The sequence below is a fragment of the Aquitalea aquatilis genome (assembly GCF_005155025.1).
In the GTDB taxonomy this organism is placed as follows: Bacteria; Pseudomonadota; Gammaproteobacteria; order Burkholderiales; family Chromobacteriaceae; genus Aquitalea; species Aquitalea aquatilis.
This window is the reverse complement of record NZ_CP039731.1, coordinates 1,255,066-1,276,431: the sequence shown is the minus strand read 5'-3', so window position 1 is coordinate 1,276,431 and position 21,366 is coordinate 1,255,066. Positions and strand designations below refer to the sequence as shown.

18 protein-coding genes are annotated in these 21,366 nt (G+C 55.4%); 14 read left to right on the top strand and 4 right to left on the bottom strand.

Annotation, left to right across the window (positions count from 1 at the left end; all coding sequences use genetic code 11):
• Nucleotides 1-368 precede the first annotated feature (368 nt).
• The 9 genes from FAZ30_RS05825 to FAZ30_RS05790 all read left to right on the top strand — a co-directional run bounded on the left by FAZ30_RS05825 (nt 369) and on the right by FAZ30_RS05790 (nt 10,549).
• A complete protein-coding gene (locus FAZ30_RS05825) occupies nt 369-1,007 on the top strand; it encodes a TnsA endonuclease N-terminal domain-containing protein (RefSeq protein ID WP_137009029.1) in 639 nt (212 codons plus the stop codon).
• The gene (locus tag FAZ30_RS05820; RefSeq protein ID WP_137009027.1) at nt 988-2,952 is read left to right on the top strand and encodes a DDE-type integrase/transposase/recombinase; all 1,965 of its coding nucleotides are present in this window, start codon (nt 988-990) and stop codon (nt 2,950-2,952) included. Before FAZ30_RS05825 ends, FAZ30_RS05820 begins: the two co-directional genes overlap by 20 nt.
• Complete coding sequence (locus tag FAZ30_RS05815; RefSeq protein ID WP_137009025.1) at nt 2,952-3,998, top strand: TniB family NTP-binding protein; 1,047 nt, start codon at nt 2,952-2,954, stop codon at nt 3,996-3,998. Before FAZ30_RS05820 ends, FAZ30_RS05815 begins: the two co-directional genes overlap by 1 nt.
• On the top strand, nt 3,991-5,979 hold the full coding sequence (locus FAZ30_RS05810) for a helix-turn-helix domain-containing protein (protein ID WP_137009023.1): 1,989 nt from the start codon (nt 3,991-3,993) through the stop codon (nt 5,977-5,979). The genes FAZ30_RS05815 and FAZ30_RS05810 overlap by 8 nt, the downstream gene beginning before the upstream one ends.
• 451 nt (nt 5,980-6,430) lie before the next feature.
• Nucleotides 6,431-6,592, top strand: coding sequence for a hypothetical protein (locus FAZ30_RS20375; RefSeq protein ID WP_158613656.1), 162 nt, complete (start codon nt 6,431-6,433; stop codon nt 6,590-6,592).
• A gap of 5 nt (nt 6,593-6,597) precedes the next feature.
• The gene (locus tag FAZ30_RS05805) at nt 6,598-7,152 is read left to right on the top strand and encodes an ABC-three component system protein (RefSeq protein ID WP_124645326.1); all 555 of its coding nucleotides are present in this window, start codon (nt 6,598-6,600) and stop codon (nt 7,150-7,152) included.
• Complete coding sequence (locus FAZ30_RS05800; protein ID WP_342773794.1) at nt 7,152-7,673, top strand: ABC-three component system middle component 5; 522 nt, start codon at nt 7,152-7,154, stop codon at nt 7,671-7,673. Before FAZ30_RS05805 ends, FAZ30_RS05800 begins: the two co-directional genes overlap by 1 nt.
• The gene (locus tag FAZ30_RS05795; protein ID WP_137009021.1) at nt 7,642-9,543 is read left to right on the top strand and encodes an AAA family ATPase; all 1,902 of its coding nucleotides are present in this window, start codon (nt 7,642-7,644) and stop codon (nt 9,541-9,543) included. Before FAZ30_RS05800 ends, FAZ30_RS05795 begins: the two co-directional genes overlap by 32 nt.
• A 607-nt stretch (nt 9,544-10,150) precedes the next feature.
• Complete coding sequence (locus tag FAZ30_RS05790) at nt 10,151-10,549, top strand: hypothetical protein (protein WP_124645329.1); 399 nt, start codon at nt 10,151-10,153, stop codon at nt 10,547-10,549.
• A gap of 185 nt (nt 10,550-10,734) precedes the next feature.
• Here FAZ30_RS05790 and fumC read toward each other — a convergent pair whose 3' ends face one another.
• From fumC to FAZ30_RS05775, 3 genes are all read right to left on the bottom strand, one after another.
• The gene (gene fumC / locus FAZ30_RS05785) at nt 10,735-12,120 is read right to left on the bottom strand and encodes a class II fumarate hydratase (RefSeq protein WP_124645330.1); all 1,386 of its coding nucleotides are present in this window, start codon (nt 12,118-12,120) and stop codon (nt 10,735-10,737) included.
• A gap of 192 nt (nt 12,121-12,312) precedes the next feature.
• Nucleotides 12,313-12,516, bottom strand: a complete 204-nt coding sequence (locus FAZ30_RS05780) for a hypothetical protein (protein ID WP_124645331.1) — start codon at nt 12,514-12,516, stop codon at nt 12,313-12,315.
• A 151-nt stretch (nt 12,517-12,667) separates the two neighbouring features.
• Nucleotides 12,668-13,324, bottom strand: coding sequence for a BON domain-containing protein (locus tag FAZ30_RS05775; protein WP_199731094.1), 657 nt, complete (start codon nt 13,322-13,324; stop codon nt 12,668-12,670).
• A 233-nt stretch (nt 13,325-13,557) separates the two neighbouring features.
• Here FAZ30_RS05775 and FAZ30_RS05770 point away from each other — a divergent pair, with 233 nt between their 5' ends.
• Nucleotides 13,558-14,268, top strand: coding sequence for a Crp/Fnr family transcriptional regulator (locus FAZ30_RS05770; RefSeq protein ID WP_205676651.1), 711 nt, complete (start codon nt 13,558-13,560; stop codon nt 14,266-14,268).
• Between the two features lie 50 nt (nt 14,269-14,318).
• Here the strand turns inward: FAZ30_RS05770 and FAZ30_RS05765 are convergent, their stop codons facing one another.
• Nucleotides 14,319-14,711, bottom strand: a complete 393-nt coding sequence (locus FAZ30_RS05765) for a hypothetical protein (protein WP_137009020.1) — start codon at nt 14,709-14,711, stop codon at nt 14,319-14,321.
• A gap of 344 nt (nt 14,712-15,055) precedes the next feature.
• Here FAZ30_RS05765 and FAZ30_RS05760 point away from each other — a divergent pair, with 344 nt between their 5' ends.
• The 4 genes from FAZ30_RS05760 (at nt 15,056) to FAZ30_RS05745 (ending at nt 21,363) form a co-directional block, all read left to right on the top strand.
• Nucleotides 15,056-15,742 (top strand): Crp/Fnr family transcriptional regulator, encoded by a 687-nt coding sequence (locus FAZ30_RS05760; RefSeq protein ID WP_168190814.1) that lies wholly within the window; start codon nt 15,056-15,058, stop codon nt 15,740-15,742.
• A 174-nt stretch (nt 15,743-15,916) separates the two neighbouring features.
• On the top strand, nt 15,917-18,445 hold the full coding sequence (locus FAZ30_RS05755) for a chemotaxis protein CheB (RefSeq protein ID WP_137009016.1): 2,529 nt from the start codon (nt 15,917-15,919) through the stop codon (nt 18,443-18,445).
• A 6-nt stretch (nt 18,446-18,451) separates the two neighbouring features.
• A complete protein-coding gene (locus FAZ30_RS05750) occupies nt 18,452-20,350 on the top strand; it encodes a putative bifunctional diguanylate cyclase/phosphodiesterase (RefSeq protein WP_124645335.1) in 1,899 nt (632 codons plus the stop codon).
• A gap of 140 nt (nt 20,351-20,490) precedes the next feature.
• Nucleotides 20,491-21,363, top strand: a complete 873-nt coding sequence (locus FAZ30_RS05745; RefSeq protein WP_233578647.1) for a slipin family protein — start codon at nt 20,491-20,493, stop codon at nt 21,361-21,363.
• Nucleotides 21,364-21,366 lie beyond the last annotated feature (3 nt).

Genomic DNA, 21,366 nt, shown 5'->3' with positions numbered 1-21,366 from the left:
GTGCGATGTCGCATCATGGCTTTGGGATGTCCGCTCAACGGCCCCCAGTCCACATGAAGCATGTTGAGGAAAGAAGAGGAACTGCCCTTGCCGGGAGTATCCCCAGCAACATCAATTTGAAGGAGGAGCAGAAATGTAAAAGGCTAGCACAGTGGCTAGCCCTTTGATGCAAAAGCCGAAACCTTTGCCCTAGACAAGCTCAGTATCGTCTCGCGCATCCTAGCGGTCAAGCCACATTCCCCCATTTCAAGCCAAAAACGGTCAGCAAGCTGCTGAACGGCGGCTTCGCTCGTCCTGCGATTGGCTTTTCCTAAACAGATGCGTGGTAGCGCAGGGAGAAGTCTTGCCTGCGCTACCAGGAGAATACGATGCGAGTACGTAAAGTCGTTACCCGCCGGGGGCGGCACATCCGCGGTGACTCCCCTTCTAAAAAACTCAACAGGATGGTGGTCTGGGAGTCCCCTCTAGAGAAAGATGCGCTGATGTTAGTTGAGCTGTCACCGGGTGTGATCAGCTATCAGGAGCAGCCAGAGGAGGTTATCTATTGGGACGGCGAAAGGATGTGTCGTTATGTCCCTGATGTACGCGTTAACTTGTGCGATGAGACTTCATTGCTCATTGAGGTCAAGCCCGCAGAGGAGCTCAAACGTCCAGTGGTGAAGGCCAAATACCAGCGGATAGCGCTGTATCTGCAAGAGCAGGGTGAACACTTTCTGATTCTGACTGAACATGAAATCCGCCAAGAGCCTCAGTTCAGCAATCTTAGGAAACTACAACATTGGTACAAGCACCCTCCAGAACATTTACCGTCAGCCAAGGGGGTTGCAGCAACACTGAAAGGGCATGATTACGCAACCCTCCAGGAATGCATGGATATTTTCGGCATGGGTGTCGCCTATGCCCTGATAGCAAAGGGCTTGCTTATCGCTGACCTGTCGCTAGTACTCACACCTGCATCCCTTGTGCACTTACCTGAGGGAGGCAATCATGCAGCGATTTACTTTTAAGCGTGGACTTTGCTTCATCGCCGGACAGACTCGTTGGGAACTGGACCGGAGACTCGCCAGTGGCAAGTTGCAGCTGTGCTCCGAGGACGGCGAAATTCTGAGCCTGACATATGCCGAACTCTTGGAGCGCTGGCAGTCACAAGAGTGGCTGATCGATGAGCAGTCGCTGGCCAATCTGGGGAATGTGATCTACGTGGTTACCCCCCGTGATCTATCGACCTACCCGCCCAAAATCCAGGAGATTGCCAAACGCCGGCTACATTATCTGCAGAAGCTGAATCCCGAGCAGACACCCTATAACTCGGCGGTATGGGAAGAACGTATCCGTGAAATCTCAGAAGAGATCGGTGATACAGATCCGCCGTGTCCGTCGACCGTTTCAGCCTGGTGGCGGCGTTACCGGCAAACGCGGTCCATTTTGAAGCTGATTCCGTGGAATCGCTCGGCTTCAATCCACCAGCACAAGCCAAGTTACGCCATCTTTGAAGAGGTCATCGCCGAGGTTTACCTGACAGACAACAAGCTGCCCAAGCTTACTGTCTATGAACGGATTAAAGCGCGTGTTCAGGCTATCAACCAGGTACTGCCCGCACATGAGCAGATGAAATGTCCGGGGCGCACCACAGTTTACCGCTGGCTGGGGGAGCTTCAACAAGACCTCGTTGATCTGGCTCGGGAAGGGGCTGAAGCCACACGCATGAAGTACCGGGCCGCCATTGGGATGGTCAAGACTCAAGCCATTCTGGAGCGCATTGAGATCGACCATACGCCGCTGGATATCATCATCATCGACTTGGTGACAGGCCTGGCGCTGGGACGGCCGTGGATTACCCTGGCGATTGACCACTATTCACGAATGATCGTTGGCTTCTACATCAGCATCGGTGCGCCATCGGCCAACTCGCTCTTGCAATGCCTGAGGCGTGCCATCCTGCCAAAAGATGATCTCCTCGCTCAATTTCCGGACATCAAGAATTGCTGGCCAGCCTACGGTATCCCGCAGCTAGTTGCGGTAGACAATGGGCCCGACCTTCACAGCACCGGGTTTGAACAAGGCTGCCTGGAGTTGAGCATTGTGGTGTTGTTCTGCGGCTCGAAGATGTCTTACCAAAAAGGGGGGATCGAGCGCTACATTCGTACGATGAGTGCGGGTCACATTCACACCCTGCCTGGGACCACGTTTTCCAATCCGAAGCAGCGAGGTGACTACGAATCAGAAAAGCAGGCTTGCCTGGATATGCAGACGTTGACCCACTTGATCACCAAGTGGATCGTCGATGTTTACAACGTCACGCCACACCGGGGCATCAACAGCCGGCCATTGGACCGATGGCAAGAGTCGGCCCAGACAACGCCCATTGCTTTGCCGGTCAACCCGCAGCAGCTGGAGCTGATTGCCGGCATCCCCGTCCAGCGCACGCTGTTCCATTACGGCGTGGAGTTCGACGGGCTGCATTACAACGACCACCTTGTGCAGCTGATTCGCCGTCGCACCGGCAAAAACCTCCCGGTGGATATCAAGTACTACGAAGATCAGGTCAGCCATATCCACGTCCTGGATCCGGACAGCAAGGTTTACCTCCGTGTTCCAGCCAGAGATATGGAGTACGCCGCGGGCCTCACCAGGGAAATGCACCGCACTATTCGCGCCCATGCTCGCAAAAAATTCGGCGAGCAGTGCAATACACCGGAGCTACTGGAAGCAAAGCGCGAAATTCAGGAGATGGCGCAAGCGGCACTGCAGCACAAAAAGATGGGCTACCGGAAGTCGGGGGCACGCCAGTTCAACCTGAACAGCGAGGCTGCACTGGCAAAGCAGGACCCGTTGGCCGAAGCCAGAAAACCCGCCAGACGGAAGAAGGTTGCCCCTCCAGTAGACCTGCCGGACGGCTTGGGCGACGACTTACCTGAGTTTTCGGTCTTGCCCAAGAAAGGGGGTGTCTGATGGATCCCCTTCTGATGATGAAGAAGTTTGTACCCGCTGCCGGTTTTACCTCGGACAAGGTGCTGGGCTACAAGCTGCTGCTGGAACCGATTTGCCATCAACGATTCCGGAACGCGCTATTTCAGATCGCCGAGTTGCATCATCGCCGTCGCACCCATGGGGTGGGGGGCGGTGTTTTGCTGATTGGCCCTTCTGGTGCAGGTAAGAGCACCATCCTCGAGGCGTATGAAGCGGAGTATCCACGTGCTTTCGAGGGACAACGGACACATCTACCGGTTCTAGTTGCGAAGGTGCCATCCTCTCCAACGGTGCGGAGCTTGGCTGGGGCCATCCTTGAAGCGATGGGTGACCATAAGTCACACAGCGGTACAGCACCCGAGAAGACGACCCGGCTTGTAGCATTCATCAAGCGCTGTGGCGTGGAAATGTTGCTGCTCGATGAGTTTCAGCATCTGTTCTACCCCCCTACCGTGGCTGCATTTCGAGATGTCACTGACTGGCTGAAGAATCTACTGGAAAGTACCAGGCTGGGCATAGTCGGGTGCGGCTTACCCGCAGCTGAACTTGTCATTCGCAGTAATGAGCAACTGTCTCGTCGCTTCTCTCCAAGTGTTCCGGTTGATCCCTTTTCTCTTGAGGATGAGGCCGACTTCATCGAGTACCGCGGTCTGCTCAAAGCCATTGCCTCGTGCCTGCCGATGGAAAGCGAAATTCCCTTGTACGAGGCCAACTTGGCCCGGCGCATCCATGCGGCAAGCTTTGGTTTAGTCGACTACACCATCAAGCTGTTGGAAGGAGCCGTATCGGCGGCCAACCTGGCCGGGCTGAGTACCTTGTCGCTTGATGTGCTAGCTGCCGGTTTCCGCGAGCGCATCTGGAAGGACGTGCCAGACATCTTGAACCCATTCCATCCTGAGTCACCATTACGGCCGTTGACGCAACCTGGAGAGGTCTTTTACCAGCATACACGCAAGGATCCCGTCGGCTCGCCCGTCGCCATGAAACTCGGATTACGGTCAACCAAAGGAGGGGCAAGCAATGCATGACGGCACTACTCCACTGCCACCAGTACCAACTCTGTTGATCCGCCCCCATCCTTCCCGGAGCGAGGGGCCGACTGGCTATCTGTTCAGACTAGCAGAAGCTAACTTTATGAACCTGCGTGACCTGGAGGAGATTGGCATTGCCTTCAATCCGGAAGCTTTGCTGCAACAACAGCTACTGCCACATCCACAGCTCTACCAGGAACTGCATCAGCAGGTGGGATACGTGGCCCAGCTTCAGCAAGAGCATCCCGGCATCTGGAATCGGCAGCACGCCCGGTTTTGCCCATACTGCTTGGGAGAGGATCCACGCTGGCGGCTTGGTTGGGAGGTTTTGCACTTTGACGCCTGCCATAAGCATGGCGTGTGGTTGATCGACCAATGCTCGAGCTGTGGCGAACACCTGACCTGGCAGCGGGATAACTTGCTGCGCTGCAACTGTGGCGCAGACCTGCGGCAAGAAATACCGGAGGACGCGCCGCCAGCCAGCATTTTGCTCGGCGAGGTGCTGGAGCAGATTCTGCACAGACAGGACATCCGCTATCAGCAGGGATACCCATTCAATGAAATGACAGTTGCCCAAGTTCAATCGCTGCTCCGATATTTGGGTGCGTATCTGGATCCCGCTGCCGGACTGAAACCCCTCAAAATTGCTGATGCGGGATCGATGGCTGTTTCCTGGGCCATTTCATCACTGGCAGCAGAGATGCTGGTCTTTTGGCCCGAGAAGTTCCACCAGACCCTCGACGTGCTGCAAAACACCGGGGGAAAGCACAGGATGAGTCTGAAGGCCGTTTTCAAGGATGCATACCAGTACTTATTTAAAGGTGGGCTGCGCGGTGGTATCTACGAGCCGGTGCGATATGCCTTTTTCCAGTGGATGGCTCATGACTGGAAAGGCTCGCTTGCCAAGAGAAATCAACGTTTGCCCAACTCCATACTCGAAGATATCTTCGAAAATGTTCAGTGGATTACTGGCAAAGCAGCTGCTGAGCGATTAGGCATCTCGATGGCCAGGCTGCGCTATCTTATCCGCTCTGGGCAACTGGATGGACAAGAGTCGTTCAGTACTAGGGGCCGACATTTCCTGATGGTTAGAAAAGACCAGTTGGCACAAGTCGAGGAGGATTTGGCTGGCGAGATCACGATGACCAAAGCCATGGAGATTCTCGGCTTGGGCAAAGTCCGGATGCGACGAATATTGAAACTACTTTTCCCATCAGCCAGGCGAGTGAACGACCAGCAGCACCTACCATGGTGCATATCCAGCACAGAGGTATACCAGCTAGCAGAACTGGGCGAGGAACTGCCACGCACCTACAGTGTAGATGATGATGAAGTCTCGCTAGCGGATGTGCTGCACTACTGGCAGTGGAACGCGGACGAGATCGTGTCGTTGGTAGAGGAGGTCAAAGCGGGGACGCTGGTGCTGACCAAAACGCTCATCGGCAAAGCAGGCATCAGCCGCTGGGTGTTCAAGCGCAAGGATCTGATCCAGTGGCGAGCTACCATGCAAACAGATCGAGTCAACTGGATTACGATTCCAGAGCTTGCGGAAGTATTAGGGGTGAAACAGCAAGTTGCTTACTGGCTAACCCAAAATGAATACATTCCAGCTCAAAAAATCGGCAACCAGAAACATCAGGGCTCCAGGGTACGCAAGGTGGATGTCGATCGCTTCCTCCGGCAACACATCTTCGGTACCGAGATCGCGGACAGGATCGGCCGCTCCCCCAGAAAAGCAATGCTCATGCTGAAGGCAGTATCGATCTACCCCCTTCGGGGAACCAGCATCGAAGCATGCCGCCAGCTGGTATATACTCGTTCTGAAGCGCTTGACCAGTTCATCGACAAGCACAGTGTTGGCGATCTGACGAAGTGGCACGACACGGTGAAGCGACGTGATAAAGCCTGGCAGAGGATCATCTACGAAAATGGGACGCCGGTACCTGATCCGTCCCACTTTCAGCTAGAACCTCGTTGATTTGGCAAAGACCCAAATCTAGACAGAAATGGGATCCTACATAAGCTCTGACGGGTGACACCAACAGTATAGTTGCGTCAGGTTAGTGAAAAGCTACTGATTCAGTTAATGAAAAAGCCACCGAGAACGGTGGCTTTTTTTTGGCCTTAGCAGACCTTCGATTGAGCGGTGAAAGTTACGGCTGCACACATAATTTCTGACTCACACAAATCAACACATCCGAACCAGGAGATGCACTGATTCTTTTCATCTTTAGGTTGCAGGTGACATGATAAATCATTCTACTTTCAATCTTGGTTGTAAATAAATTCAATACAATCAAATGCTTACACTCGCCACGTCTGTTTTGAAGTATCACTAGATGTACATTCCATAGTAGAAATTTTTGCATTATGCATTTCGTATGAGTTATCTTTAGAGAACCTTTTTCATACTCTCTCTATAAATCAAAATGAATTCTTTACTCATCATCGCTCTCGCTGTAATTGCTGGTTTGGCTGTCTTAGGTTTAGGTGTAAAGGTAGCGATCAAATGGGTCGGCGGTAAAAAAATTGTACAGCAGAACATTATTTCCGCTGGTGATGTAACTGCCGGCGATAAGATTCATAAGTAATTGCTATGTTTTCAGCTAGAAAAGTTGTTAAGCAAGAAAATATAACTGCACTTGGCGACGTAACCGCTGGTGACAAATATGAAATATACCTTCCCCGTCCAACTCAGCTTGACCTCTTTTCTAATCTTTATAAAAAAGAGGTCGAGAACAAATCCTGTACTAATCAGTTAATTGACGAACTTACTCATTATAAAAACAGTAAGTCTGATATTCGAGATTTGAGTACAAAACTATCTGAAGCTGGGTATTCCTACCTGATAAAAGATGCAGAGGACCTGAAAGAGTCTGTCTCGAAACTGATTGTAAAATACCAACACTACAAGTCTGCTCAAAAAATCATTACATACTTGCTTGCCGAAATTGAGTCAATTTTCAATTCTGAAATAAAGCCTAAAATTAGAAATAAATGCCAGGATCACGAGCTAAGTCTTATTCTGAGACAAAGTATCGAAAATGTGTTGAATGAGAAGCTTGGTGAGAATGTTTTAGATATATATTCTCGCCAATTAAGAGGAATGGTATATTTTCTAACTGGCAACTGTCATCTGGAGTGGAAGTGATGCTACTCTACAATAAAGCTCTAGATCCTTACCATACACTTTTTCGATTACTTAATGTTCTGAACGGAACCAGTAAAGGAAAAATTGAGCACGACCGCCTTAGAATATATGACTTTCTACTTGCCTTTCCTGTTCACGTTTCTCGAATCACTCTTCCAAGAGAGTTACAAAAGCAAAAAAACCCATTCAAGAAATTCAAAAATTCGTATAATGTTTTCGATGCGTATTTTTTGTTCGAGTCCATGAAATCAATTCAGAATTCCGTTATTGACAATTTAATAATATCTAAGATATTACAAAAAATACCCAACAGTAGTTCGTATGTGATTTTGAAAGAAAATTACTCTCCAGAGTTATTTGCTCTTACAGAAATTGAAGTCCGCCAAGAAATAAAAGATGTAATTGCATTTATAAATAACGTTCTTGCTGATCAAGAACTTTATGGCCAAAATGGGCTGAAGGCATCAAGCCATTTAATGGAATACAAGTATGACTCTATTTCATCCAACATTAAAAATTAACAGGCTTGTTGCTCATTGGAAAGGGCAGGTAGTCTATGATGAAAAATTTCATTACGGTCTGAATATTTTAAGTGGTCGCAATGGTGGTGGAAAAACCTCAGTTATTCAGCTGCTGATGTATGGTCTCGGATATGAGATTCGCAATTGGCGAGTTGAAGCAAATAGCTGTGATTCGATTTTTGTAGAGATTGAGACGAATGGCCACCCCCCACTGACTTTGCGAAGGCTTCATTCTGAAAAAGAGAAACAACCAATTGATATTTGCTTTAAAGCATATGATCAAGCTATTTTGACAAGTATCAATGAGTGGAATAACTACCCTTACTCAATAAACTCCAGCAGAGAAAGTTTTTCACAAAAAATTTTTTCTATTTTAGGACTACCCGAAGCTCGAGCGGATGAAAATAACAATATTACATTGCATCAAATTTTTAGATTACTTTATAGTGATCAATCAAACCCTGCGTCATGCATTTTCAATATAGAACAATTTGATTCTGCATTCAAGAGAGAAGCAATAGGAAGATATTTGCTGGGCCTATATGACAATTCTTTATATGAAAAGAAAATAGAATTAAGTAAAAAAGAGAAAGAATTAGATCGAGTTATTGCAAAAATTCAGGCCGTATATACGGTCATTGGAAAAACCTCTTACCCGAAAGAATTGAATTCCATAGAGCAGCAGAAAATTTCTTTAAACAATAAAATAAAACTATCTGAAGAGAAAGTATTGAAATTGAAGGAAATTGAATCCCTTCAATACTCTAAAGAAAAAGAAGTTACGGAAAATTTTGCACAAGAAAACATAAAGAAAAAGATAGAACTTCTAGAATGCGAAGAAGAAATACAGGCTTTAACCTACGAGATAAACGATTCTACTGAGTTCATTACCGAACTTCGGGACAAGTTGAACTCTATAATTGAATCAATTAGGACAGAAAAAGCATTTACTTCTATTAAATTTGATATTTGCCCTGCATGCTTATCCAATATCAATGATCATGGTGATAGTTGCTGCGACCTTTGTGGGACAGATAACGTAAAGCAAACGAGAGAAGTAAATATTTTACGAATGAAGAATGAGATTGAAATACAAATTCGTGAGTCAACTCGTCTTCTTGAACAAAGAAAATTGCGTATAGATGAACTGCAAAAAAAGAGGAAAGAGTATCGTTCGGCTTTGCAGAAAAATATACGAAGTTCATCTATAAATCTACAGTCAGTGAATAGTGCCGCAGAAAAAGAATATTACACTTTGTATAAGCAAATAGGCGAATATGAAGAAAGAATTGTGAATCTGGAAAAAATTGGTGAGCTACATGCGGCTCTAGAGCAACTCTCAAAAGAAAGAAATGAGCTACAAGGTGAAGTTAATGATCTAAAGACAGCGATCTCGACCTATCAATCAACCTCATCAAGTCGAGAGACTGAAGTAAACCAAACGATAGCAAAGCATTTACTCTATTTAATCAGCACGGACACTGGGACCGAAGAAACATTCAAAGCAGCTACAGAAGTAGAATATGATTTTGCTGCAAATAGGATTTCTGTCAATAATAAAACATCCTTTGCAGAGAGCACCGCTGTATATTTAAACAATGCCTTGCATTTAGCTTTTCTTTTTACATCTTTGGAAAAAAACTATATCCGAATTCCAAGATTGATGATCTTGGACGGAATAGAAAATGGTGGTATGGAAGATGCCAGATCGCAAAACTTCCAAATGGTGATAGCAAAAAACATTGGGACTCTTGAAGCAAAAGGGCAGATAATTATAGCTACAAAGAGTATTCATCCTGATCTTAATACTCCTAATTATGTTATCGGCGCAACGTATACTCAACAAAATAAGAGCCTAAAATTTAAATAAATGCTTTATTATTTTTCTTCTGTAGTGATGGGTATTGAGTAACATTTTACTTTAGTAACCACTCCCCCACAAAAAGCCCACCACGTCTGAACATGGTGGGCTTTTTTTATGCTTTTACAGTCCTTGGTGGGAGCCGCTTTGGTACCGGTTTCCTGTTGTTGGTAACGCCTTTGCCATCTTGGGTGGCTGGCATGAGTTTGTCAGCCGCTTTTACGTCACATTCTTTACTCTGCCTTGCCGGACTGCGCGGGGCATCAATCTGCTCATCCACCGCCGTGCTCATCCACGCAGTGTCGTCTAGTCGGGTGTTGGCGTTTGGCTGGCCGCCTGCCTTGCTTCTGGCCCCCTTCCCGGCTGATAATCCCCCGGTGCCGTTCAATAGCGGCACCGGGATTGGCGTCCCGACTCAACTCTCGGCGGACTGCTGCGTTTATACGCACCAGTCCTCGCACCATTGCTTTGCCTTTTTCTATGGCGGGCCGTGGTGGGAGCTTCCTTGGAAGCGCCGGTTCCGAGAGTCCGGTAACGCCAATCCCGCCATGTGCCTGCCACCCCCGATTGGCGTCGGCATGGCAGGCAGAAGTTCTCAACTCTCGGAGGATTTGCCATGAGCAGCACGCCTCGCGATACACCGCCGTCCGGGCAGCCGTCTTTTTCTTCTCCCCGTCAGTCCGATCCGCAGTTTGCCCATTTCCTGCAGCAAGCCTGTCTGCCGCTGGGGCCGCTGCATGCCAGCCTGTCCGCCATGCAGGCGGCGCTGGGTAGCCAACCCGCGCCGGCCGTGGCGCAGGCCTGGCAGGATGTGTTGGCTGTCTGCCATCGGCTGGAAGCGCAATGGAGCGAGGTAGATGCGCGCCTGCTGGAAAGCCGCCGCACCTTGGAGGGTTTGCTGCAGTTGCTGAATGCCGAGCATGCGGCCGCGCTGGAGCCGAGCGACCAGTATCTGATCTTGCAGCATCTGCACCATTTGCTTACCCGTACGCTGGCCGCCCTGCATCCGACATAGGCCCGCGCTTTGGCCGCACGCCGTCCGGCAAAGAAAAAAGCAAGGCTTGGCCTTGCTTTGCTGATTACTGGGCGGCCCGCGCTGGCCGTGGCAAACCTCTCGCCCGTGCGGCCTGCCACCGTTTTCTGTCCGTGGCTGGGCGTGGCGCGCGGCGCGCTGGCGGTTACCGGTAGCGGCCTGGCGGCTTACACCATGTGAGCGGGCTGCACCCAGGCGTCGAACTGGGCGGCGCTGATGCCAGCCTGTTCCAGTGCCGCTTGTTTCAGCGTGCAGTTGGTCTGCAAGGCGTGGTGGGCAATGCTGGCGGCCTTGTCATAGCCGATGTGCGGGCTGAGGGCGGTGACCAGCATCAGCGATTGTTCCAGCAGCTGGGCGATGCGTGTGCGGTCTGGCTCCAGCCCGGCAATGCAGTGCTGGCCCAGGCTGTGCATGCCATCGCAGAGCAGACGCAGGCTTTGCAGGAAGTTGTGGGCAATCAGCGGCTTGAACACATTCAGCTCGAAGTTGCCCGAGGCCGCGCCGATGGTGAGCGCCACATCGTTGCCCATCACCTGACAGCACAGCATGGTGACGGCCTCGCACTGGGTGGGGTTGACCTTGCCCGGCATGATGGAGCTGCCGGCTTCGTTGGCCGGCAAAATCAGTTCGCCCAGGCCACAGCGCGGGCCGGATGCCAGCCAGCGGATGTCGTTGGCGATTTTCATCAGCGCGGTGGCCAGCGTTTTCAGCGCGCCGTGGGCCACCACCATGGCATCGTGCCCGGCCAGGGCGGCAAATTTATTGTCTGCGCTGCGCAGGGGCAGGCCGGTTTGTGCTGCCAGGATGGCGGCTACCCGGTCGCCAAACTGCGGGTGGGTGTTGAGCCCGGTACCCACGGCAGTGCCGCCGATGGCCAGCTGGCAGAGTGCGGGCAGGCTGTTTTGCACGGCTTGTTCGGCATGCTGCAGTTGTGCGGCCCAGCCTGATATTTCCTGGCCCAGGGTTAGCGGGGTGGCGTCTTGCAGGTGGGTGCGGCCAATCTTGATAAGCTGGGAGTACGCCTGCGCTTTGGCCTGCAGCATGGCGCGCAGCGTGCCAAGCGCCGGCAGCAGTTGCCGGCTCAGGCCCAGTGCGGCGGCCAGGTGCATGGCGGTGGGGAATACGTCGTTGGATGACTGCCCCCGGTTGATGTCGTCATTGGGGTGCAGCACGGCAGGCTGGCTAGGCAGGCCACCCAGCGCCAGGCTGGCCAGATTGGCCAGCACTTCGTTCATGTTCATATTGCTTTGCGTGCCGGAGCCGGTTTGCCAGACCGACAGCGGAAACTGCCGCGCATGCTGACCGGCGCAGATGGCATCGCAGGCAGCCATGATGGCCTGGGCCTTGTTGGCGTCCAGCAGGCCCAGTTCACTGTTTGCCTGTGCGGCAGCGCGCTTGACGGCGGCCAGGGCATGGATCAGCGCTGGCGGCATGGTTTCGTTTGAAATGGCAAAGTGTTGCAGCGAGCGCTGGGTTTGCGGCCCCCACAGGGCATCGGCGGGGATGGCGATGCTGCCAAAGCTGTCGCTCTCCATGCGTTGGAAAGTAGTCATCAAGCTGGCTCCGTCTGACCGGGCGGGTGGCGGCTGGCCCGTGCCCGCCATCATGCAAAATGCCCATCAATTCCGGGATGAAATTGACAGGCAGCTTATTACCGCCAGGCTGGTGCCACAAGGCAGGCCGGGGTGTGCATGGCGGACAGCCTTGGCTTAGTAGCAGGCGAGTCCGCTAGTGCGGTGCGCGGCTCAGGCCTTGGTGTTGTCCGCGGCCTTGTCCTGCATGTTGCCGGGCTCTTTGCCTGCTGCGTCCTTGGCGACGTCCTTGCCGGATTCAACGGTATTGCCCTTCTGGCTGAATACCGGGCCGGTACTGGTGATGCCGGCATTGGCCTTGCTGTTGCTACTGTCGGCGGGTTTTGCGGTGTCGTGCTTTTCGGTGATGGAAGTCATTGCGTGTACCTCTGGTCTTACTGATTGTGTCGGGTGAGTTCACCCGACATCCACTCCACCATGCGCGCCTGGCGCTGGGCCGTCTGTGCGTTAACCGGCATAGCGCAAGATATCTTCCGCGTTGGCAGTTGGCGGCGCGGCGTCGTCACCCTCAGATAAGCACGGCAATCTTGTCGATGACATTGCGCACACCCGGCAGGCCGGCGGCGGCATGGTTGGCCAGTGCCCGCTCCGACCAGCTGTGTACGGTGCCACCCAGAATGACATCCGGCCCGGAAATGCTCACGGTGATGCTGTCGATATCATGAATGGCGCGCCGTTTAAGCGCGGCTTCCACTTCTTCCTTGATGGCTGCACTGACCAGCTTGCTGCGCAGCGCAATTTCGCAGCTGACGCCGGTGACGCCAGTCAGGTGGCGCAGCAGCCGGGTAGCGGTCTTGCGCTGGAAATCCCATTCCACATCACCGGACAGGGTGATCCAGCCGTTTTCCACCATCACCTTGATGGCGTGGCCCTTGAGTGCGCCCACCAGCTGCAGTGCATGGGCGGCGGCACCGGAAATGTCGCTGTCGGTACGGCGGTCTGGCCAGGGCAGTTCCACGTTGATTTCGATGGCGATGGCCTGCACACCAGCCACCCGCAACGCGGCATGTTCGGCGGCCCATTTCTGGTTGAAGTCAGTCACATGCCCGCTCAGGGTAATGACGCCATCGCTGGCCTGTACGCCGATATGGCTGGCATTGATCTGCGGGTCCCACTGCAGCTCGGCCATCACATCCGCCTGCAGTTGGCTGTCGGTCTTGATCATGATTGCACCTCCTGGTCCTGTGAAGGGCCATCGTCAGGCCTGGCCGGCCCGCTCGTCTGTCTGCTGGCGCACATAGCAGGTGGGTCGGCCTGCCCTGCTGATCGCCGGCTGGATTACTGTGGTGCAGGCCTGCTGCCGCAAGTCTTAATGTTCGTTAGCGTACAGACTCTGCTTAATTTTTAGATTATGTTTATAGAGATTGAATTAAACGGTTCAATATGCGGAGGTGACAGATGGATACTTGTCTGGGCAATGGCCTGCTTGAGGTCTTGCCCGATACTGAGCTGATACACATCACTCCCTTTCTCGAAAAAGTGGAACTGCCGCTGGGCAAGACACTGTACGAGTCTGGCCACACGCTGAGTCACGTGTATTTCCCGGTGACGGCCATCGTTTCACTGCTGTATGTCATGGAGAATGGCGACTCCGCTGAGATTGCCGTGGTGGGCAATGAAGGCATCGTCGGTATTGCCCTGTTCATGGGCGGGGAGTCCACCCCCAGCCGGGCGGTGGTCCAGAGCGGGGGAAGTGGCTACCGTCTGCCGGCAAAAATCATCCGCCAGGAATTCGACCGCTCGCTGCCCTTCATGCATCTTCTGCTGCGCTATACCCAGGCGCTGATTACCCAGATGTCGCAAACCGCGGTATGCAACCGGCACCACTCGCTGGATCAGCAGCTGTGCCGCTGGCTGCTGCTCAGCCTGGACCGGCTGCAGGGCAATGAGCTGTGCATGACGCAGGAGCTGATTGCCAACATGCTGGGGGTCCGCCGCGAGGGGGTCACCAATGCGGCGCTGAATCTGCAGCGCGAGGGGGTGATCAGTTATTCCCGTGGCCATATCAAGGTGCTGGATCGTGAGGCGCTGGAAAGCCGTACTTGCGAGTGTTATGCGGTGGTGAAAAAAGAGTATGAGCGCTTGCTGCCACCACGCCGGGCGCTGTAAAAAGCCAGCAGCCCGGCACAGCACGAGCCGGGCCAGGCTGCGGGAAAGGTTTACAGGGCCGTGCTGACGGTTTTCTTTTTGCTGCCGTCAGCGGCAGGCAGGTCGGACAGTACGCTGCGCAAGGCGCTGAAATGATGCTCGGTCAGCGCACACAGGTCTTCATGGCTTTTGGACAGGTCGTTACACAGCTCGCTTGAGCAGTGCATGACCTTGCTGGAGGCATCGCTGCTTATCTTGCTGATTTTGCTCATGGTTTCCTCTGGCGAGGCAGCAACTGTCAGCTCTTTCATCGACAAGGCGCAGGTGTCCATCCCGGCCCGGCCCAAGGCCAGATTGAAGTGGACGATTTTCTCTGCGCAGTCCAGGGAAATGGCCATGAATTTGAGGCCCAGCCCCACGACGGGCTGGCTGAATGTGGGCAATGGCTGATATGTAGTGCTCATGAATGTTCTCCGCTACGGGTCATGGTGGCTGCCGGGAAAGGGGCTTGTTCCCTTGCCCGGGCAGTGCAAATCGGGCCTGGCCTCATCCAGCAGCAGGGCAGCAGCAATGGAATCCGGCAGGCCAGACGGAGATGTTTTTCCGCCAGCCCTATCTTGTGGCAGCCGCGATCCGCTCGTATGTGCGTTGGCAAACATTGGCCTGGCCATCGGTAAAATCCGGTGTGGATGGCCGATGCGCTAAGCGCGGTAACAGACAGTCAGCGCTTGCTGCTGCGCGCAGGCTGGCGGTGGCGCTCAATACCGGGCTGCCAATCACCGCCGGGCTTGCGGCGCGGAGTGGAAACATGGCGCAGCCATATAATTGCATCTTGCAGCGTTTGCCCGCTGCCGACCGCCGCCAGCTGCTGGCACTATGCGAGGAAACGGCATTACCGCTGGCCACCCGGCTGGGCCTGCCCGGCCATGGCGGCAGTCAGGTCTATTTCCCGCTGTCCGGGCTGGTGGTGGTGCAGGCCGCGAGCGGTAATCATGGCGTGGCGGCCGGCATGTTCGGCAATGAGGGCATGCTGGGTGCCGGCCTGGTATTGGGCAAGGCACGCTCTCCCTTGCAGGCCACGGTCATGGAAGCCGGACGGGGGCTGCAGCTGAGCTATCTGGGCTTCTGGCATGCGCTGCGGCATAGCCGCCCGCTGATCCGGCTGAGCCAGCGCTATCTCTATGCCACGCACGAACAGCTGGCGCTGTCTGCCAGCTGTGCCCACTTTCACCAGATCAAGCCACGGCTGGCCTGCTGGCTGCTGATGGCACACGACCGCCTGCCAGGGGATGAAATCCATTTCACCCAGCAAATGCTGGCCGACATGCTGGGCGTGCGCCGGGTCGGCATCACGCAGGCGGCAGGCCAGTTGCAGCGCCAGGGCCTGATTGGCTATCGCCGTGGCGTGGTCAGTATTCTGAACCGGCCCGGCTTGCAGCTGGCGGCCTGCAGCTGTTATGCGCTGTTTGCGCGCAACCATGCCCAGCTGGTTTAGCGCCGCCGTTACGGCGCGCCGGATAAGCCGGCAACGGGTAGATCGACCACAATTGGATGCTGCAATGCGAAAATTTCCCGTCGCTCTAGTAATAGGGAGTAGGGTGCAAGGCACTGCCCGGTGTCATATTGCCCCGGGCTGTCTGGCGTGCAGTGTGCTGCACAGAAAAACGTGATGAAAAACTCTCTCCATGCGGAATCTCCACTAGCGCCCCCCGCCTGCCCGCCGCTTGCCATCATTGGCATCGGCTGCTCGGCCGGCGGGCTGGAGGCGCTGGAAGCATTTGTGGCCGGCATTGTGCCGGGCAACAGCATGGCGCTGGTCATCGTCCAGCATCTGGCCCCCGACTACGCCAGCATCCTGCCGGAACTGCTGGCAGGCCATACCCACCTGGCCGTGCATGAGGCCAGTCACGGCACACCGATTCTGCCGGATTGCATTTATGTCATTCCGCCCAACAAAACCCTGAGTTTTGAGCGTGGCTGCCTTTATCTGTCGCCACCGGCGGCAGGACAGCGGCTGCCGATCGACCACCTGTTTCACACGCTGGCGCACGGGCTGGGCAAGCACAGCATGGCGGTGCTTCTGTCCGGCATGGGTGCGGATGGCATGCTGGGCATGCAGGAAATCAAGGCCTGCGGCGGGCTGACCTTTGCCCAGGACCCGGAAACCGCCCGCGCCGACAGCATGCCGCGCAGCGCGATAGACCGTGGCGTGGTGGACTTCGTGGCCGCACCGGAACGGCTGCCCCGGCTGGTGGCTGAGCAATGCGCCGGCTGGCTGGACGACCACCCGGGGACAGGGCAGACCCTGCCCGACCCGCAGCAGGCCATGCGCGAAATCATCAGCCTGCTGCTGCAGCATACCGGTAATGATTTTTCCCACTACAAGCCCAATACCCTGAATCGCCGCATTGAGCGGCGCATGGCCCTGTTGCAGCTGGAGAACCTGCAGGCTTATGCCGCGCATTTTCGTGCCAATCTGCAAGAGCGCGACTTGCTGCTCAAGGAGCTGCTCATCGGCGTCACCCGCTTCTTCCGCGACACGGCGGTGTGGGAGTACTTGCGCGACGTGGCCATGCCGGCCCTGTTTGCCCTCTACCCGGCGGGCAAGGCATTGCGCGCCTGGGTGCCGGCCTGCTCCAGCGGCGAGGAAGCGTACTCGCTGGCCATCCTGTTTCGCGAGTCGCTGTTATTGCATCAGCCTGCGGGACAATTCAGCCTGCAAATCTATGCCACCGATCTGGATGACGACGCCATCCAGCTTGCCCGGCGTGGCGTCTATCCGTGCAGCATGGCTGCCGATGTGGGGGCCGCGCGGCTGGAACGCTACTTCGTGGCCGAGGATAATCACTTCCGGGTCAGCAAGGGCATCCGCGACATGATTGTTTTTGCCACGCAGAACATCATTTCCGATCCGCCCTTTACCCGGCTGGATATCCTGTCATGCCGCAATCTGATGATTTATCTGGATACCGTGTTGCAGGACAAGCTGCTGCCGCTGTTTCATTACGCCTTGTGCAGCCGGGGTATTCTGGTGCTGGGCAGCGCGGAAACCACCGGACGGTTTTCCAACCTGTTTTTACCGTTGGACAAGAAAAACCGCATTTTCACCCGTAGCGACAGTGCCAGCCGCAGCCGGACGCTGGAGTTTCCGCTGCGGACACAGTCCAGATCGTTGCTGACTATTGAAGAAACAATGCCAGATTATCGAAAAAGCCTTGAATACCAGACCGACCAGCTCATCCAGCAGAATTACGCCCCTGCTGCCGTCCTGATCAATAGCGACGGCGATATCCTCTATATCAGCGGCCGGGTGGGCAAATACCTGGAGCCCGCCGCCGGCAAGGTGAATGTGAATATCCATGCCATGGCACGCGCCGGGCTGGGTAGCGCGCTGAATACCGCCATTCTGCAAGTGCAGTCCGGTGTGGAGCTGGTGCAGGTGAATGATTTGCAGGTGGATGGATTTGGCACGCCACACCACTTTCATCTGACGGTACAGCTAATCCGCCAGCCAGAAGGGCTGCAAGGCCGGCTGCTGGTGGTGTTTACCGAAGCACCGCAGCCCAAGGCCAGGCCACGACGCCGCGCGTCGGTCAGCGAACGCGAGCTGATGCTGGAACAGGAACTGGAGCAAAACCGCAAATTGCTGCGCTCCATGCAGGAAGACATGCAGATTGCCCTGGAAGAAGTGAAGTCCGGCAATGAAGAGCTACAGGCCACCAACGAGGAGCTGACCACCTCGCGCGAGGAGCTGCAATCGCTGAACGAAGAACTGCAAACCATCAATGCCGAGCTGCAGGCCAAGCTGGACGACCTGACCTGGGAACGCAATGACATGAACAACCTGCTGAACAGCACGGAAATTGCCACGGTGTTTCTGGATGGCGAGATGCGGCTGCGACGCTTTACCAGCCATGCCACCGCGCTGTTCAAGTTCATTCCCGGCGATATCGGCCGCCCTTTGTCCGACATCCGGGGCGAGCTGGAATACCCCCGCTTGCTGGACGATGCCGCCAAGGTGCTGCAAACCCTGGTCTTTGCCGAAAAACGGGTGCATAGCCGCAGTGGCCGCTGGTACCGCGTACGCATCATGCCGTATCGCCGACTGGATAACGTGATTGACGGCATCGTGATCACTTTTATCGACACGACGGAGATCGCCAGCCTGGAAGCACGCCTGCAACAACACCTGGAGTAAGCGCTGATGGTCAAGCCCCATGCAAAACAAGACGCCGCCACCTTGCGCCAGCGTGCCGAGCAACGGCTGCAAGCCATGCCGGCCCATTTGCACGGGACGCCAGATCCCTTACGCCTGCTGCACGAGCTGCAAGTGCACCAGATCGAACTGGAAATGCAGAACGAAGAACTGACGCATTCCAACGAAGCGCTGCGGCTGGCCGCCTGCGTGTTCAGTCATAGCCACGAAGGCATTGTCATCACCGATGGGGCCATGCGCATTGTCGACATCAACCCGGCATTTACCGCCATCACCGGTTTTACCGCCAGCGAAAGCATTGGCCTGCGGGTGGCCATGCTGGCCAGCAAGGGCGTGGACGGCTTGCAGCCCAGGTCGTGGCTGCGCGCACTGCGCCGGGACGGCAGCTGGCACGGCGAGCTGAGCTGCCTGCGCCGCGATGGTTCATCCTATCCGGCACGCCTGTTTCTGACCTTGCTGCGAGAACCCCCCGGTGCCTGCCGTCGCGCACGGCACTATATCGGCTTCTTTTCCGACATCAGCCAGCTCAAGCAGAAAGAAGACGAGCTGACCCGCATGGCCAATTACGATTTGCTCACCGGCCTGCCCAACCGGCGCCTGCTGACCGAGGGGCTGAATCTGGCCATTCAACGGGCGCAGCGCACCGGCAAGCACCTGGCGGTATGTTATCTGGACCTGGACGGCTTCAAACCGATCAACGACAGCCTGGGACACGAGGCCGGCGACCAGTTGCTGGTGGATACCGCCGACCGGCTGCGCCTGGCGCTGCGGGCCAATGACATCATTGCCCGGCTGGGGGGCGATGAATTCGTGCTGCTGCTGACCGACCTGGCCGACGACGCAGAGTACCGCCAGGTGCTGGATCGCGTGCTGCAGGCCGTTGGCACGCCGCAGTTGCTGACCGGCCGCCTGGTGCGGATTACCGCCAGCATCGGGGTAACGGTTTATCCGTATGACGATTCCGACAATGACACCCTGCTGCGCCATGCCGACCAGGCCATGTATCTGGCCAAGCAATCCGGCAAAAACCGCTACCACTATTACGATCTGGCCCAGGATCAACTGATACGGGAATACCACCACCAGCTGTCACGGCTGACCAGCGCGCTGGAACAGGGCGAGCTGCTGCTGTACTACCAGCCCAAGGTCGACTTGCGCGATGGCCGGGTGACCGGCCTGGAAGCCTTGCTGCGCTGGCAACACCCGGAGCTGGGTTTGCTGACCCCGGAAAATTTCCTGCAAGTGCTGGAAGGCAGCAGTGCCGAACTGGTGCTGGGCCAATGGGTGGTCAGCCAGGTGCTGCAGCAAATGGAACACTGGCGGCAGCAAGGCATGGTGCTGGATGTCAGCATCAATATCAGTGCCAGCCAGCTGCAGCAGCAAGACTTTGCCGACAAGCTGCTGCAGCAACTGGCGCGCTTTCCACTGCTGTCGCCGGCACAGCTGGGGCTGGAATTGCTGGAAACGGCAGCGCTGGAGAAGGTGGCCCAGTCGATACAGACGCTGCTGACTTGCCGCGCACATGGCATCCGCTTTGCGCTGGACGACTTTGGTACCGGTTATTCTTCGCTGTCCTATTTCCGCAATCTGCCGGTGGACATGCTGAAGATTGACCAGAGCTTTGTCAGCAACATGCTGAACAGTCCGGAAGACCGCAATATCGTCGACAGCATCATCCGGCTGGCGCGAGCATTCAACCGCGAAGTGATTGCCGAGGGGGTGGAAACCCTGGCGCATGGTGCCATGCTGTTGCAGCTGGATTGCCACTACTGCCAGGGCTATGCCATCGCCCGCCCCATGCCGGCCAGTGCCGTCAGCGCCTGGATGCTGCATTGGCAGCAGGAACGCAGATGGGAAAACATGCCGTCGCTGCGGCAAGAACGCTAGCTCACGGACCACCCGCTTGCCGCCGGCGGCGAATCTGCCCGCTATGTATGCTGCAGCACCGACAGCCGCTGCCACTTCCCTGATGATGTCCCGTCCGGTTGCCTTCGGCGCATAGCCGGTATCCATGCAGGAGCATCAGCGTGAACCCCATTACCTTTTTCATTGTTCTATGCCTGCTGGCCACGGGTGCCGGCATCGGCATGCTGGGTAGCACCTGGCTGGCGGCTATCTTCTGGCTGGCCGGCATGGTGACGGGCATGTCGCTCAAAATGGCCAATACCTGGCAGAAATTCGTGGTGCTTCGCGCCGGCAAGCTGCAGGGGGTGCGCGGCCCGGGCCTGTTTGTCATCCTGCCGGTGATAGACAGCGTGGTCGCCATCATCGATGAGCGCATCCAGACCACCGCCTTCAACGCCGAACAGGCCCTGACGCGCGACACGGTGCCGGTCAATGTAGACGCCGTCATCTTCTGGCATGTGCACGATGCGCAGAAAGCCGCGCTGGCGATTACCGACTTCCAGCAAGCCATCGACCGTGTCGCCCAAACCTCTTTGCGCGAGATGATTGGTTCGTCCATGCTGGCCGCCTTGCTGTCGGACCGGCGGGCGGCGGACCAGCAGCTGTGCACGGACATCGGCCAGAAAACCAGCGAGTGGGGCATTACCGTCAGCTCGGTGGAAGTCCGCGATGTGGCCATCCCGGTAGCCTTGCAGGATGCCATGTCCCGTCAGGCGCAGGCCGAGCGCGAAAAGCAGGCGCGCATCATTCTGGGCGCAGCCGAAGCGGAAATTGCCGGCCAGTTTGTCGCGGCGGCCCGCATCTATCAGCAGCAGCCCGGGGCTTTGCAGTTGCGGGCGATGAACATCATTTACGAGACCACCAAGGAGCGGGGAACCACCATCCTGATTCCCAGCACCATGGTGGACAGCATGAACCCCGCCATGCTGACGCTGGGCATTGCCGCCAGCAGCAGCTTGCCGCCGGTCGCCCCTGCCATGCCGGCGGCGGCATGAGCA